Source organism: Brucella lupini, assembly GCF_002252535.1.
Lineage (GTDB): Bacteria > Pseudomonadota > Alphaproteobacteria > Rhizobiales > Rhizobiaceae > Brucella > Brucella anthropi.
In genome coordinates, this window is record NZ_NNRN01000062.1 from 242,272 (window position 1) to 257,596 (window position 15,325).

Consider the following 15,325-nt stretch of genomic DNA (forward strand, 5'->3'; position numbering starts at 1 on the left):
GGCCGCAATAATATGCTGGCATAGTGTTTCATTTGAAGGAAGGAAGCCTATGTCGGCAAACGGATGGACAGCTGCATATCAACCGATCATGCTCAGTATTTTACGTATCGTGGCAGCTCTTGTACTCTTCAGTTATGGTACGGAGAAGATACTTGGCTTTCCTTCAGGCCGTTCGCCAGCAATGTTCTCATTGTCGTGGACCGCGGGTGTCCTTGAGCTTGTTTTGGGCTTCACGCTGCTAATCGGTCTTTTCAGCCGGTTTTCTGCCTTCATTCTCTCGGGCTTGATGGCATGCGCCTATTTCATTGGTCATGCATCCCAAAGCTTTTTCCCAGGCCAGAATGGCGGTGTTGCTGCAATCCTGTTCTGCTTCATTTTTCTTTATCTGTTTATTGCCGGACCTGGTCCCCTGAGCATCGATGCATCGCGGGCGAACAATGCGCTGCCAGCCAGCCGATAGCGACGAACGACAGCTTATTGAAAAGCCCCGGATCCGGGGCTTTTCTGTTTACGGATTGTCGCGTTTGAAAATCCAGTCATGGTCGGGATGGTTCTTGAAGCGCCATTTGCGCAAGGGACCGGCCATCACATTGAGATAATACATCTCGTAGCCATAGGGCGCGCCACATGGATGGTGGCCTTTTGGTACAAGCACGACGTCTCCGTCAGAGACCGCCATGGTTTCATCAAGGCTTCCGTCTTCGGTGAAAACACGCTGGAAGCCGAAGCCCTGCGCCGGGTTGAGACGGTGATAATAGGTCTCTTCCAGATAGGTCATATCCGGAAAATTGTCTTCGTCGTGTCTGTGGGGTGGATAGGACGACCAGTTTCCCTGCGGTGTGAATACCTCGGTAACAAGAAGGCTATCGGCAACATCGCGGCTTTCCATTGCGATATTATGGATGAAGCGGGTATTGGCACCTTTTCCGCGTTGTTCAAGTGTCACGCTTTCCGGCCCAAGCTTCTGTGCCTTACGGCCTGGCTTGCCCGGTGCGGTGCAAACAGCCAGAACACAATCTGTCGTGGCGGTTGCATGCCAGTCGCTTTCAGCAGGCACATAGAGGCAGTGTGGCGGCAGTTTCTCGAACACGTTTATGCGCTCGCCCATCTCGCCGAAATCCTCGCCAGAAGCGGAAATCTTTGCCTTACCTTCCACAAGAACAAGGATCACCTCCGTCGATCCAGTCTTTTCGGAGACACTCTCGCCGGATTTGAGACGATAGAGCCCGAACCCGACATAACCCCATTTGGCGCTTTCCGGAGTGATGTCGTGGACCTTGCCATGCGTGCCGTTGGGCTTGCGCAACAAATTGGCCATGTCTCAGTCTCCTTTGTCGAGTCCTGCTTCGTGTGCGAATGATTTCAGCGATTTTAGCCCAAGTGACTGATACTGATACGGATTACGAATATCGGGGTCCTGTTCTGCTTCGATCACCAGCCAGCCTTGATAGGTTTTATCAGCAGCAACTTTCAGTACAGGTATGAAGTCGACGCCGCCATCCGCATCGCCCGGAACAGTGAAGACGCCGCGACGGACCCCCTCCAGAAACGACAGGCTCTGGTCGCGTACTTCAGTGGCCATCGCCGGGCGAACGTTCTTGGCGTGGATATGTCCGACGCGGTCCATATGCTTTTTCGCAACCCGCTCCGGGTCGCCACCACCGAACAGGCAGTGACCTGTATCGAGAAGAAGTTTCGCGTACGGTCCTGTATGCTGCATCAGAAGATCTATCTCGTCCTCGCTCTGCACTACCGTTCCCATGTGATGATGGTAGACAAGCGCGATACCTTGGGCGGCGGCATGTTCTGCCAGTGCTTCGACGCCCGCGCCGAATTCTTCCCAGCGCGCTTCTTCCAGCACTGGACGCTCAGACAGCGGCTTGTCGTTATCGCCGTGAATGGCATTCGACGTTTCGCAAACAATGATGACCTTCGAGCCCATCGCCTTCAGGAGGTCGAGCGCGGGCTGCATTGCCTTCTTTTCTTCTTCGACCGAATTCACCAGCAGATTGAGCGAATGCCAGCCCGATACATAGCGAAGCTTGCGAGGTTCAAGCACGGCTTTGAGTGCAGCCGGTTCCTGCGGAAATTTGTGACCTTTCTCGATTCCGTCGAAGCCGATCTCGGCGGTTTCATCGAGACATTGATCCAGAGTGATATGCGCACCGAGGTTGCGATCATCGTCGTTCGACCAGGCGATAGGATTGGTGCCATAGAGGATCATCGGTCAGTTTCTTTCTTTGAGCTTGGCTTCATAATCTTTACGCGCAGCACGTACCTGTTCGCGCTCCGAGACTTCCGGCACCGCGACATCCCACCACCAACCGCCAGTTTCAGGGGTCGGGTAAGGATCGGTATCGATAATGACGACAGTGGTTCGCGGGCTGTTGCGGGTTTCCGCCAAAGCCTCTTCCAGCTCGCGGATCGACCCTGCTTTCTTCGTATCGGCACCCATAGCTCCGGCATGGGCGGCGAAATCGATGTGCGACGGGTTCACGTGGCTCGAATGGTCGAGCAGGTTGTTGAACTCAGCGCCACCAGTCGCCATCTGCAGCCGGTTGATGCAACCGAAACCGCGATTGTCGGTAATAATGACCGTAATCTTCTGCCCCATCATGACGGCAGTGGCGAGTTCGGAATTGGCCATCATGTAAGAGCCGTCGCCGACCATCACGATGACGTCTCGATCCGGTTCGGCCATCTTGATACCAAGGCCGCCAGCTATCTCATAACCCATACAGGAGAAGCCATACTCCATATGGTAGGACATGGGGCGACCGGCTTTCCAGAGTTGGTGCAGTTCGCCCGGCATGGTGCCTGCCGCGCACATGACGATCGTGTTCTCTTGTGCCTGACGCTGTACCGCGCCGATCACCTGCATATCGGTTGGCAAAGCGTTGCCGTCACTGGGGGCAGCGGTAAACCCGTCTGCCGCCGCAAACCATTTTTCTTTCAACGCTGTGTCCGCAGGTTGGCGCTTATAGCTGCCAACCGCTTTCGAGAGCGCTTCAAGGCCAATCTTTGCATCGGCAACCAATGGAAGCGAACCGTGCTTGGAGCTGTCATAGGGTTGGACGTTTAGCGAGAGAAGCTTGCGCCCGGGATGTTTGAACAGCGCCCATGATCCGGTCGTGAAGTCCTGAAAGCGTGTGCCGACGCCGATCACAAGATCGGCTTCCGCCGCGATAGCATTGGCGCTGTCTGCCCCAGTCACGCCAACCGGACCAAAATTGAGCGGGTGATCCCACGGTAGCGCCGATTTGCCAGCCTGTGTCTCGATGACTGGAATGCCATGTGCTTCGGCAAAATTGTGCAACGCTTCGTGAGCGCCGGAGTAGTGCACTCCGCCGCCTGCAACGATAACGGGTTTAAGCGCTGCCTTGATTGCTGCCGCTGCGGCATTCAGTTCATTCTCATCGGGCGGTGGACGGCGCCAGTGCCAGACTTTCTGTTCAAAGAACTCTTCCGGCCAGTCATATGCTTCCGTTTGCACATCCTGACAGAAAGCAAGCGTAACCGGCCCACAATCAGCAGGATCGGTCATGGTGCGGAAGGCGCGGGGCAGGGCAGTGAGAAGCTGTTCAGGCCGGGTGATCCTGTCGAAATAGCGGCTAACCGGACGAAAACAGTCATTCACGGTCATAGTGCCGTCATTGAAGTCTTCGATCTGCTGCAGCACGGGATCAGGTCCACGATTGGCAAAGACGTCGCCGGGAATGAGGAGAACTGGTAGGCGGTTCACATGGGCAAGAGCTGCTGCAGTGACCATATTTGTTGCGCCGGGGCCGATGGAGGAGGTGACGGCGCAAGCACGCTTGCGGCCAAGCTGCTTGGTATAGGCAATGGCTGCATGGGCCATGGTCTGTTCATTATGGCCGCGCCATGTTGGCAGTTCGTCGCGAATGCCATGGAGGGCCTCGCCAAGTCCGGCCACGTTTCCGTGGCCGAAAATAGCCCAAACACCTGCGATAAAGGTCTCACCATCCGGCGTCATCTGATTGGCGAGGTAGCGCACCAATGCCTGTGCGGCGGTTAATCGAACGGTCTTCATAGCTCCTCCAGTTTCCTCCCGGCAGAACGAATTCAATATGTACGCACGCTGTCCCAGACGTTGCAAAGGCCACGATAGCGCATCACCATGTCGGCGATTGCTTCTTCGTCGCTGATCGAACCGTTCAGCCATTTGCGTGCCGCGTCACCAAAAATCGTACGTCCCACAGCAAAGCCCTTGACGAGATCGAATTCGGCAGCAATTGCAAGACTGGCTTCCAGTTCTTCGGCAGGCGCGTCCAGCCCCAGAACAACGATGCCACGTGTGTGTGCATCATTGCGTATGATCGCGTCACAGGCATTGGCCCAGGCCGCTCTGGTCTTCATGGGTTCTAGCTTCCACCAGTCGGGATAGATGCCGATTTCATAAAACCGCTCGATCACACGCGCAGTTGTGTCGTCATCGACGGGACCTGCTTTGGATGGGATGACTTCCAGCAGGAATTCCAGTCGGTTGCGCCGTGCGGCTGCGAAAAGACGTGAAACAGTTTCTTCCTGTTCTGCCTTGAATTCAGTTGTGTCATCCGGATGGTAGAAGCATAGCAACTTCACTACATTCTCGACAGGCCACTCGACCAGTCCACCGCAGTCTGGTCCGAGTTCCGGTTCCAGCTTGAGCGGACGCGAACCGGGCCATTCGGTCGGACGTCCGATCCACAAGCCCGAACCGGCGGCCCGGTAAAGAGCATCGCGGCCCAGTCGACCATCACACAATATGCCGTAACCCTCATCCCCGTTTGCCACCTGCAAGGCCGCATTCAGGCAAAGCTGTTTGAACTCGCCAATCTTTTCCGTTGAAACGCTCGCCTCGGCGGCCATTTCTTCCAGTTGAATACGGTGATCAAAGGCAAAAACGCGCATATTTGGCCAGTGGCCGTTGCGATTGGTGGACCAATGAATCTGCTCCAGCGCGGCATCCTTGCGCAAAGCCTTGTTGCGAATGCCGGTACGGAAAAAATACTGGAGCTCTTCCCAGCTCGGATAAGCTGGCGTGCATCCATGTCGCGAGACTGCAAAGGCCCCACAGGCATTGGCTAATTTGAGGCTGGTAGGCCAGTCTTCGCCCTTCAACCAACCGCGCAAAAGCCCGGACATGAACCCGTCGCCCGCACCAAGCACGTTGAATACGTCAATTGGAAACCCTTCGCCGCTCTGTCCCTCGTCGAGGCTGTTAGGGATTGGGCCTTCGAAAACCACGGCTCCCATGGGGCCGCGTTTGCAAACCAGTGCAGCGTCCGTTACTGCGCGCACGGCTTTCAGCGCTTGAAGCGTGTCTGTCGAGCCGCCAGCAATATGAAACTCTTCTTCCGTGCCGACGATCAGGTCGAACAGATGCAGGGTCGATTGCAGTTTGGTCGTAACAGCTGCGGATTCGATAAAACGGTTCTCGCCGTCGCCATGACCGGAAAGCCCCCAGAGATTGGGGCGATAGTCTATGTCGAGTGCCGTCCGGCTGCCATTGTCGCGAGCAAGACGGAGTGCTTTCAGAACAGCCGCTTCTGTCTTCGGATGTGATAGATGTGTGCCTGTAACCAGAATACAGCCAGCTTCGGCGATGAAGACCGGATCGATGTCGTCCTCGCACAATGCCATGTCGGCACAATTCTCGCGATAGAATATCAGTGGAAAATGCTGCTGATCGCGAATGCCGAGAATAACGAGCGCGGTCAGGCGTTCGGGATCGGTGACGATACCGCGTGTGTCCACGCCTTCGCGTTCCAGCTCGCGTAACAGAAAACGGCCCATATGCTCGTCACCAACACGGGTGATAAGTGCGGATTTAAGGCCCAGCCGTGCAGTCCCGGTTGCGATATTGGTAGGAGAGCCACCTACATATTTGTTGAAGGAGGCCATGTCTTCCAGAAGGCCGCCAACCTGTGCGCCATACAGGTCAACCGAAGATCGGCCAATCGTTATCAAGTCGAGCCGCTTCACTACAATCCTCCCTCGCTATTTTCTTATTGCTGCAAGGCTGTGCAGAATTCATGCACACATAGCAGTTATTCCATTTTTGATTAAAATGGATTTATTATTCCATTTCAACTAAAAAATGGAATATGCACGGGAAGGATCAGTCGCTTTGACGTGCGGTGCCTACGGCTACAGCGAGCGCTATAGCAAGACAAAGCGTTGCGGAGAGTGAGCGGAAGGCGCCGAAATCCACCTCTGAAACGAGCAATGTCTGTTTGGCGGATTTACTCATCGGGCTGACAAACGTGTCAGTGATGCCGACGACGTCGATACCACGCGCAGCGACAGTTTCGGCCATTGCGACCGTTTCCGGTGAATAGGGGGAGAAGGTAATCGCCAGAAGCACATCACCTTCGCGAATAGCATGCAGGTTCTCCAGTTTGCCGACAGCGCTGTGCAGCATGGCAGGCACTTGCATCTTCTCCAGCGCGTAAGCCAGGTAGCTCGCGACGGGAAAAGCACGGCGGATGCCGACAATGTGGATTGTCTGCGCGCTGGCTAAAAGCTGAACGGCCTTTTCGAGTGCATCTGGATCAATGGTTTTGAGTAGCCCTTCAAGAGACGTGCGCCCTGCTTCGGCAAACTCGGCAAGAAGGGCAGGGGCGCTGCCGGTCGCCGTTTCTCGCAAATGTTGCAATCTGGTTGAATAGTCAGGCCAGCCGCCCGCATAGGAATCCCGGAACAGCTTCTGCATCTCCGAAAAGCCGGAGAAACCCATGATCTGGCAGAAACGCATGAAGGCTGAGCTCTGCACACCCGCACCTTCGGCCATCTCGGCGACGGTCGACACAGCGATACGGTCCTGGTTGGCGGCAACGAAATCGGCGCACTGTTTCAGCCTCTTCGGCAAACGGTCGGAAACCTCCAGCAGCTTCGCCTCGAATTCCTTGATATTCGTCGGAACGTTGATTGATGACGGGGCGGGGGAATCCATCAGTGGCCTTTCGATATGGTCTCTTGACAATCTTTATGTCACATTCTAGCAAAATAGAATAAATATTCTATAGTATATCTTCGTTTGACTGAAGATGGCCGTTTCCTGGGAGGATGAGGCAATGGTGACACGTCTGGCACTGCTCGGCGCGGGCCGTATCGGCAAGGTTCACGCAGGCGCAATCGCTGCGGACAAGCGGGCCCGATTGGTCGCGGTCGCAGACGCAAATGAGGCGGCGGCGCGAGCAATTGCTGATTCTGCCAGTGCGGAAGTCCGCAGTATCGACGCTATTGAGCAATCAGACGATGTGGACGCAGTGCTGATATGCACGCCGACCAATACCCACGCCGATCTTATTGAACGGTTTTCTCGCGTCGGCAAGGCTGTTTTTTGTGAGAAGCCGATTGATCTTGACATAGCGCGCGTTAGAGCCTGCCTCAATGTCATTCGAGAAACTGGCGCGAAAGTGATGCTGGGTTTCAATCGCCGTTTCGATCCGCATTTTGCAGCAGTGCACAAAGCCATCAAAGATGGGCGCATCGGCAATGTTGAAATGGTGACGATCACCAGTCGCGATCCGGGTGCGCCACCCGCTGAATATATCAAGGTATCCGGCGGCATTTTTCGTGACATGACGATCCATGATTTCGACATGGCGCGTTTTCTCCTCGGTGAGGAAATCGAGAACGTATCGGCCTCGGCTTCGGTGCTGGTCGATCCGAAAATTGGAGAACTTGGCGATTATGATAGTGCAAGCGTCATTTTGACGACTGCTTCCGGTCGCCAGTGCGTCATTTCCAATTCGCGCCGCGCTTCCTATGGCTATGATCAGCGCATTGAAGTCCATGGATCGCTCGGTGCTGTTTCGGCGGAAAACCAGCGTCCGATCTCGATAGAAATCGCTTCTAAAGACGGTTATAACCGTCCACCATTGCATGATTTCTTCATGACCCGCTACACGGCTGCTTATGCAGCGGAAATCGCCTCGTTTATCGATGCGGTGGACACCGGTAAGGCGCCGCATCCTTCAGCCGAAGATGGATTGCAAGCTTTGGCTCTGGCTGAGGCGGCACTTCGTTCGGTCAGGGAAGACCGCACTGTCAAAGTTGCGGAAGTTCTCGGATAAGGCGGTAATTTTGTTTGCCTTTTCTCGCAATCGGCTGCGATATGCGGGGCATGGCCTACAAGATCGATGATTTGCCGTTCGGAGAATTTTTCGTACCCGTGAGCAAAGCTACGGCGGCTCTGGTGCGGCTCGACGAACGACTTTTGCGCTCGCCCATTCGCAAAGGGATGCTCGAGCGAATGCATATGCACGATGCCGTCGCTTCGATGTGGCTTGAAGGCGAACTGGTACATATGGAAGACTTGGTCTTGCATGATGCCTTGATGGACAGCCGGATGCCTAGTCACGCCCTGACCATCGCACATGCGGTTTTGCGCATGCGTCGGCAGATTGCTGGAAGACCTGCAGATTGGGCTCTTGACCCTGCTGGTGTTCAGCAATTGCTTGGCCGCACGGTTGATACCGTGCCCTCTGGAATTGAGCCATCCGGGGCAATGGACGACGATGATGTTGATCCGCTGCTTGATGACATCGACAATTTGCTTGCGCGAACTGATGCTCTTTTGAAGGGAACTGTCTCAAACAGGTCGAAGCCGGAAGTCGTCGCGCGCGATACGTTACTCTACGACGACGACTGGGATGAGGATGCGCGTTTGCAGGAATGGCGAGGCTGTCTTGCAGCGACAAGGCATTTGCCGCCCCTTATGCGCGCCGCATTGATCCACGACGCGTGGTTTTCTCTGGAAGTTGTGCAGCGATCGTCATGGATTGGTCGGTTGCTGACTGCCGCCTTCTTGCGTCAGAGTGGCCTTGCAATCGGTCATTTGCCAGCAATCAGTCTTGGTCTCCGCGCGAAACGACCGGATGAACGACGCTCACCTAACCGTCTTGTCCGTCTCAGGGCGTTTTTTGAAAGTATCGAAGATGCAGCCGATACGACCATGAAGGAGCATGACCGGCTGCTGCTGGCGCGCGAACAGATGCAGCGTAAGCTCAAGGGGCGCAGGTCCAATTCGCGATTGCCGCAACTGATGGATATGGTTCTGCGCAGTCCCGTTATTTCCAGCCAGATGGTGGAGAAGGAACTGCAGGTTACGCAGCAAGGGGCTTTGAAGCTGATCTCGGAACTCAATCTGAGAGAAGTTACCGGGCGCGGACGGTTTCGCGCCTGGGGAATTCTCTAGGCCGGCTTCATGCACTTGCCGCGAAGATGGTCAGCAAAGAGCTGAAACTCGTTGCGGCGGGCGGCGTTGGAGCGCCAGACGAGAACCAGTGACCGATAATTGTTCTTGCCCTCATAAGGAACGATGCTCAGCTCCGTTCCGCGCGTGGCTCCGGCTTTGACCGCCACTTCAGGCAGCAGCGTAACACCCATCCCGAAATCGACAAGTTGCACCAACGTCATGATGGATGTGGCATGAACGTCACCGCTTGCTTGGGCCGGTGTGGACCCTATGGCGGCCATGACGTGTTCCCGAAGGCAATGCCCGGTTTCCAGCAGCAGAAACGGCTGGCCTTGCAGGTCGTCTGCATCGATCTGATCGCGATTGGCCAGCGCATGATCGCGCCGTACTGCCAGATAGAAGATGTCCCGACCAAGCTCTGCTATCTCAAATTCATCGAGGTCGTAGGGATGGGCGACCAGTGCTACATCGAGCGAACCTGAACGCAAGCTGTCGAGCAGCGACCGAGTGAGACCTTCACGAATGGTCAATTGCAATTCGGGAAAGGCTTTAGCGGTCGCAGGCAGGACTTTAGGCAGCAGAAAAGGCGCTATCGACGGAATGACGCCCATTCGCAGTCTGGTCGTCAGCGGTCGTTCAGCTTGTCGCGCGTGTTCGGGCAATTCTTCAATGAGGGCTATAATCGTACGAGCGCGTGCCAGAAAATCTTCACCGGCAGGCAAAAGCTGCATTCGTCTGCCAGAACGATCAATCAACGTTACGCCAAGTTCTGTTTCAAGCGCCTGAATAGCTGCACTTAATGTCGATTGGGTAATGCCCACGACCTCAGCTGCACGCGAAAAGGACCCCGCTTTGACAAGGGCCATAAAGTAATGGAGCTGGCGGACGCTGATATTGAGCATTGATTCTTTCGACTTTGCTCCATCGTTAAAATCGATGGATTTGATCGTTATAATCGCTTTGACCGATTTAACAAGAATCCCTATATATGACTCGTAGTCGGAAAATTCTGTAAATTCAGAAATTTCCGCATAACAATTGAATTTACAGGCAGGTATAAAATGCTCGGTATCGGCGATAAGCTTCCCTCCTTCAAGGTCACCGGCGTAAAGCCCGGTTTCAACCATCACGAAGAAAACGGCGTTTCGGCATTTGAAGAAATCACCGAAGCAAGCTTTGCGGACAAGTGGAAGGTTATCTTCTTCTACCCGAAGGATTTCACCTTTGTTTGCCCGACCGAGATTGCCGAATTTGCGCGTCTTGCATCGTCTTTCGAAGACCGTGACGCAGTCGTCCTGGGCGGTTCGACCGACAATGAGTTCGTGAAGCTCGCATGGCGTCGCGATCACAAGGATCTCGACAAGCTGCCGATCTGGTCGTTTGCCGACACCAATGGTTCGCTGGTCGATGGCCTCGGCGTTCGTTCGCCAGATGGTGTTGCGTACCGCTACACCTTCGTTGTCGATCCAGACAACACGATCCAGCACGTTTACGCAACCAACCTCAACGTTGGTCGCGCTCCCAAGGATACGCTGCGCGTTCTCGATGCGCTGCAGACCGATGAGCTCTGCCCATGCAACCGTGAAGTCGGTGGCGAGACGCTCAAGGCTGCCTGATAGGCCCTGATTGGTTTGCAGAAAGGCGGGTCAAGGCCCGCCTTTCTTTTATCTAGAGCGGTTCCGGTTAAAACGGAATCGTTGGAACCGCTCTATCTCTTTGTTTTCGGCATGTCTTTACCCCAAAACCGGTTCCCACTTTCGGGAGACATGCTCTAGTATCCAAATGACAGATAAAGAGGGTTCCATGTCCATTGATGATCTGAAGTCAAAGATCCCGGATTTCGCCAAGGACGTTCGTCTCAATCTTTCGTCGATGGCAAGCGACGAAACTCTGACACCGCAACAGAAATACGGCCTGTTCGTCGCCTGCGGCATTGCTTCTCGTAATGCCGACGTGCGCAAGGCGCTTGTTGCCGAAGCCGCTGCCAAGGTCGATGCCTCCGTCATTCAGGCGGCAAAATCTGCTGCGTCGATCATGGGCATGAACAATGTCTATTACCGCTTTGTGCATCTTGCGACCAACAAGGACTACCGCACCATGCCAGCGAAGCTGCGCATGAATGTGATCGGTAATCCGGGTGTCGATAAGATTGACTTCGAACTCTGGTCGCTGGCCGTATCTGCTATCAATGGCTGCGGCATGTGCATCGATGCGCATGAGGATGTTTTGCGCAAAGCCAATGTGACGTCGGAAACTATCCAGACCGCCGTGCGTTTTGCGTCGATTATCCAGTCAGTGGCTATTGCGCTGGAAGCAGCTGACACAGAATAAAAGCTGCAAGCTCCCTAAAAAGAAAAGCCCACGTGGATCGCTCCACGTGGGCTTTTTCGTTTCGGAAGTTCGTTATTCGCCGCGCTTGAACGAGATAAAGGCAAAACCGATCAGCGAGATCACAGCTGCGGCAGACATGTAATAGCCGACATAGTCGAAGCTATAATGTGTTGCGAGCCAGGTTGCGATGTAAGGCGCTACTGAAGCACCCAGAATGCCTGCCAGATTAAAAGTCAGCGAAGCACCGGTGTAACGAACCGAGGTTGGGAATGGCTCGGCCAGAGCAGCGCCAATCGGACCGTAGGTCAGACCCATCAGGCCGAAGCCGATGACGAGGAATGCGAGTACGCCGGCCGTACCAGCCATGAACAAAGGCGCCATGATGAAGCCGTAGAGGCCGATCAGAACGGTGACGATGATCATGACCGGACGCATGCCGAAGCGGTCTGACAGCAGGGCCGCTACCGGGATCATGAGGCCGAAGAAGATTACGCCAATCATCTGAAGAATAAGAAATTCTTCGCGGCTGTAACCAAGGGCGCGCGTGCCCCAACCCAATGAGAAGACTGTCATCAGATAGAACAGGACGAAGGTTGCAACCGCACCGATCGTGCCGAGGAACAGGCTCATCTTGTGCTTTTTGAACAGAGTTGCGACCGGTACTTCGACGCGTTCAGCTTTGTCGATTGCTTTCTGGAATTCTGGCGTTTCAGCGATTTTCAGTCGGATGAACAAGCCTACACCAACCAGAAGTGCACTGGCGATGAACGGAATGCGCCAGCCGAAAGCGAAAAACTGTTCTTCAGTGAGAGCTTCTGCCAGAACGAGGAAGATGCCCGTTGCCAGAATGAAGCCAACTGGCGCGCCAAGCTGCGGGAACATGCCGTACCAGGTACGCTTGCCTTCGGGTGCGTTTTCAGTTGCGAGCAGCACTGCACCACCCCATTCACCGCCAAGACCAAGCCCCTGGCCCAGACGGCAGAGAGCGAGCAAAAGGGCGGCCCAGACGCCAATCGAATCATAGGTTGGCAGGAAGCCGATGGCGACGGTGGAAATGCCCATGGTCATGAGCGCTGCAACGAGCGTCGCTTTGCGTCCAACCTTATCGCCAAAGTGACCAAACAGAGCACCACCGATAGGGCGGGCGAAGAAGGCAATCGCAAAGGTTGCCAGAGACTGGAGAAGCGCGGAATTGCCGTCGCTCGCAGGGAAGAACAGATGCGGGAATACGATCACCGCAGCGGTGGCATAAATATAGAAGTCAAAGAATTCGATCGTGGTGCCGATCATGCTCGCGGCCAGAACTCGGCGCGCGGAATTTTTCTGCGGGGCAACCGCTACAGCGACAGTCATTGTTTCAGATCCAATATTTACGGGCCGTCTAAATTTGGGGGAGGAGCCCGAGATACGGCTTCTTTAAAACCGCGGGGTATGGAATCGCAAGCAAAAAACGGCTTTTGAGCAACTTTATGATTTCGAATAGGCGATTTTGGAAAGAAAAGCGAAAGTGGGTAAAATTCCCGTCAGTGCTCCGTCAGGTCTTTTAATTGCCTTAACGGACGACTAGATTTCCAATGTCGTCCGTTTGGAAGCAAAGATGTATCGAGCGCAGTACGATATCGGTTTGAGGAATACAGCACGAGGCCATGCGGTCTTGTGTTCGCCCTCCCGTGTGCTCGTGACAATGCTTTCGTTCGTGTTTCTTCTCTCAGTGCAACTCTGTTACGCAATGGCGCATGACATGCCATCTGTGCAGACAGTTTCTGATTGCAGTTTGAGCCTGCCGCATCACATGGACGATTCGTCGATGCCGTCGAGCATGGATAAATCTGCCCCAATGGATCACGGCGCTAAAGCACCCAATGCTTGTGTCATGATGATTTGTGGCTGCGTCGTTCAGCTTGGCACGAATTTGCGTGCCTTTACTCCTGTTCAGGATTTTGGTTTGCCGCCGCTTGTCGCGGCACTTAGCGGCAAATTGCCGAATAGAGATTTGCGGCCTCCCATACTGCTCCCGGCTTGATCTGAAAATCGCCGCCAAAGGTTTGGCGGCCATGAGATTATTGTCTGGAGAGTAACCATGACTGGAATTACACGTCGCCGCCTGCTGTCTCTTGGGGCAGGGGCCGCTTTTCTAACTGCTATTCGCCCTTTTGACAGCATTGCCCAGGACGCGCACATGGGCCACGGCGCTGCTTCCTCAGCAACCGCCACGGCTGGACGGCCTTTGCCCTTACCGCCGTTGATCGAACCGGACGCATCGGGCGTTGTTAAACTGAAAGTGCAGACAGGTCGGCACAGCTTTGAAGAAGGAAGCGAAGCGGCATCTGCTGGCATCAATGGTGCCTATCTCGGCCCCCTCGTCCGTCTGAAGAACGGCGAAACGGTCACTCTTTCCGTTGAAAATGGCATGGATGAAGAGACTACACTTCATTGGCATGGGCTTTTCGTTCCGTCCGTACTCGACGGCGGGCCACATAATCTGATTGAGGCGGGTGCAGAATGGAAGCCGAAAGTTACGGTTAACCAGCCAGCCTCGTTCAACTGGTTCCATCCGCATTTGCACGGCAACACCGCCCGCCAGGCGCATATGGGTATTGCCGGTTTGATGGTGGTTACTGACGGCAAGGATGCTGAGCGCGGACTACCAGAAGATTACGGAGTGGACGATATTCCGCTGGTGCTTCAGGATCGCCGGGTGATTGAAGGTGATAAGGTCTATCAACCGGATATCATGGACTTGATGCATGGTTTCCGAGGTGACAAGCTTATCGTGAATGGTGTCGTTTCACCGGAAGCACGTGTTCCCGCCTCCATTGTCCGCCTGCGTATCCTGAACGGCGCCAATGCGCGAAATTTTCATGTTCGTCTGAGCGACAATCGGCCTTTGCTTGTCATAGCATCTGATGGCGGCTTCATTGGAAAGCCAGAAGCGGTCGAAAGGCTGACCATCAGCCCCGGCGAGCGCTACGAGGTTCTGGTTGATTTCTCCAAGGGTGAAGCCGCTGATTTGTTGACCTATGGGGATGACAGCGGCGGTGACGATCTGCACTTGATGCGGTTTGTCGTGGACAGCACCTTGCGAGGGAAAATCACGGCAGTTCCAGATCGTCTTGATGGTCCTGATGCAGCCGATGAAAAACTATCCGTAAAACGTCGTTCATTTTTCTTCGATGAGCGCATGGCGGAAAATATGAAACTGATGATGGCAAAGCCGTCAGCTGATCCTCATGCCGGGCATAATATGGGCAATATGGATATGAGCTCGATGTCCGGCGCCATGGATCATGAAATGCACGGTGCCAGAACTTCTGCCGATGCGGGGCCTGCGCTTGAAGCTCTGACCTCGGGTGTGGAAATGGCAATCGCGGGTAAACCGTTCGACATGGATCGTATCGACGTCGAGGCTAAACTTGGCTCCTGGGAGATTTGGGATCTCACAACCAAGGAGATGCCGCACCCATTCCATATCCATGGAGCCTCATTCCGTATTCTTTCCCTGAATGGCAAGGCTCCGCCAGTGCACCAGTCGGGATGGAAGGATACTGCTTTGATCGATGGCAAGGCCGAAATACTTGTCCATTTTGACCGTGAGGGAGCGAAGAACCACCCGTTCATGTTCCATTGCCATGTGCTGGAGCATGAAGATGTGGGCATGATGGCTCAGTTCGTAACGGTATAATCCGGCTGGACCGCGTGTCAGGCGTTTGTCACGCGGTCCTCACACGGAAGATTTATTTTCGAACAATTTCTGACGGTGTGCGTTGTCCTCTCATCACGAATTATCGC

14 protein-coding genes are annotated in these 15,325 nt (G+C 54.6%); 7 read left to right on the top strand and 7 right to left on the bottom strand.

Translation table 11 applies throughout. From position 1 onward, the window contains the following. Positions 1 to 49 precede the first annotated feature (49 nt). A complete protein-coding gene (locus tag CES86_RS24580; RefSeq protein WP_094515655.1) occupies positions 50 to 460 on the top strand; it encodes a DoxX family protein in 411 nt (136 codons plus the stop codon). Between the two features lie 48 nt (positions 461 to 508). On the opposite strand, the gene iolB is transcribed toward CES86_RS24580, so the two are convergent. The 5 genes from iolB to CES86_RS24605 all read right to left on the bottom strand — a co-directional run bounded on the left by iolB (position 509) and on the right by CES86_RS24605 (position 6,955). Then, positions 509 to 1,318, bottom strand: coding sequence for a 5-deoxy-glucuronate isomerase (gene iolB, locus CES86_RS24585; RefSeq protein WP_012093198.1), 810 nt, complete (start codon positions 1,316 to 1,318; stop codon positions 509 to 511). Between the two features lie 3 nt (positions 1,319 to 1,321). Beyond that, on the bottom strand, positions 1,322 to 2,224 hold the full coding sequence (gene iolE, locus CES86_RS24590; protein WP_094515656.1) for a myo-inosose-2 dehydratase: 903 nt from the start codon (positions 2,222 to 2,224) through the stop codon (positions 1,322 to 1,324). Positions 2,225 to 2,227: 3 nt separating this feature from the next. Next, positions 2,228 to 4,051, bottom strand: a complete 1,824-nt coding sequence (gene iolD, locus CES86_RS24595) for a 3D-(3,5/4)-trihydroxycyclohexane-1,2-dione acylhydrolase (decyclizing) (protein WP_094515657.1) — start codon at positions 4,049 to 4,051, stop codon at positions 2,228 to 2,230. 32 nt (positions 4,052 to 4,083) lie between these two features. Beyond that, positions 4,084 to 5,985: a bifunctional 5-dehydro-2-deoxygluconokinase/5-dehydro-2-deoxyphosphogluconate aldolase gene (locus CES86_RS24600; RefSeq protein ID WP_012093195.1), complete on the bottom strand. Its 1,902-nt coding sequence runs from the start codon at positions 5,983 to 5,985 to the stop codon at positions 4,084 to 4,086. A 136-nt stretch (positions 5,986 to 6,121) separates the two neighbouring features. Further along, entirely contained in the window at positions 6,122 to 6,955 is an 834-nt protein-coding gene (locus CES86_RS24605; protein ID WP_010659022.1) for a MurR/RpiR family transcriptional regulator, read from the bottom strand. Between the two features lie 121 nt (positions 6,956 to 7,076). Between CES86_RS24605 and iolG the strand changes: the two genes are divergently transcribed. Then, positions 7,077 to 8,081 (top strand): inositol 2-dehydrogenase, encoded by a 1,005-nt coding sequence (gene iolG, locus CES86_RS24610; RefSeq protein ID WP_094515658.1) that lies wholly within the window; start codon positions 7,077 to 7,079, stop codon positions 8,079 to 8,081. Between the two features lie 50 nt (positions 8,082 to 8,131). Beyond that, positions 8,132 to 9,205, top strand: a complete 1,074-nt coding sequence (locus tag CES86_RS24615) for an RHE_PE00001 family protein (protein WP_094515826.1) — start codon at positions 8,132 to 8,134, stop codon at positions 9,203 to 9,205. Here CES86_RS24615 and CES86_RS24620 read toward each other — a convergent pair. Further along, complete coding sequence (locus tag CES86_RS24620; protein WP_012093192.1) at positions 9,202 to 10,107, bottom strand: hydrogen peroxide-inducible genes activator; 906 nt, start codon at positions 10,105 to 10,107, stop codon at positions 9,202 to 9,204. The genes CES86_RS24615 and CES86_RS24620 overlap by 4 nt on opposite strands. A 159-nt stretch (positions 10,108 to 10,266) precedes the next feature. Here CES86_RS24620 and CES86_RS24625 point away from each other — a divergent pair, with 159 nt between their 5' ends. Both CES86_RS24625 and CES86_RS24630 read left to right on the top strand, forming a co-directional pair. Then, positions 10,267 to 10,821, top strand: coding sequence for a peroxiredoxin (locus CES86_RS24625; protein WP_094515659.1), 555 nt, complete (start codon positions 10,267 to 10,269; stop codon positions 10,819 to 10,821). A 187-nt stretch (positions 10,822 to 11,008) separates the two neighbouring features. Next, positions 11,009 to 11,536 (top strand): carboxymuconolactone decarboxylase family protein, encoded by a 528-nt coding sequence (locus CES86_RS24630; protein ID WP_010659017.1) that lies wholly within the window; start codon positions 11,009 to 11,011, stop codon positions 11,534 to 11,536. Positions 11,537 to 11,608: 72 nt separating this feature from the next. Here CES86_RS24630 and CES86_RS24635 read toward each other — a convergent pair whose 3' ends face one another. Continuing rightward, on the bottom strand, positions 11,609 to 12,889 hold the full coding sequence (locus CES86_RS24635) for an MFS transporter (protein WP_029927110.1): 1,281 nt from the start codon (positions 12,887 to 12,889) through the stop codon (positions 11,609 to 11,611). Positions 12,890 to 13,133: 244 nt separating this feature from the next. On the opposite strand from CES86_RS24635, the gene CES86_RS24640 reads away from it, so the two are divergent. After that, positions 13,134 to 13,559 (top strand): hypothetical protein, encoded by a 426-nt coding sequence (locus CES86_RS24640; protein WP_094515660.1) that lies wholly within the window; start codon positions 13,134 to 13,136, stop codon positions 13,557 to 13,559. 57 nt (positions 13,560 to 13,616) lie between these two features. Further along, positions 13,617 to 15,218 carry a multicopper oxidase CueO gene (gene cueO / locus CES86_RS24645; protein ID WP_094515661.1) on the top strand — a complete coding sequence of 534 codons (1,602 nt, stop codon included), beginning with the start codon at positions 13,617 to 13,619 and terminating at the stop codon, positions 15,216 to 15,218. Positions 15,219 to 15,325 lie beyond the last annotated feature (107 nt).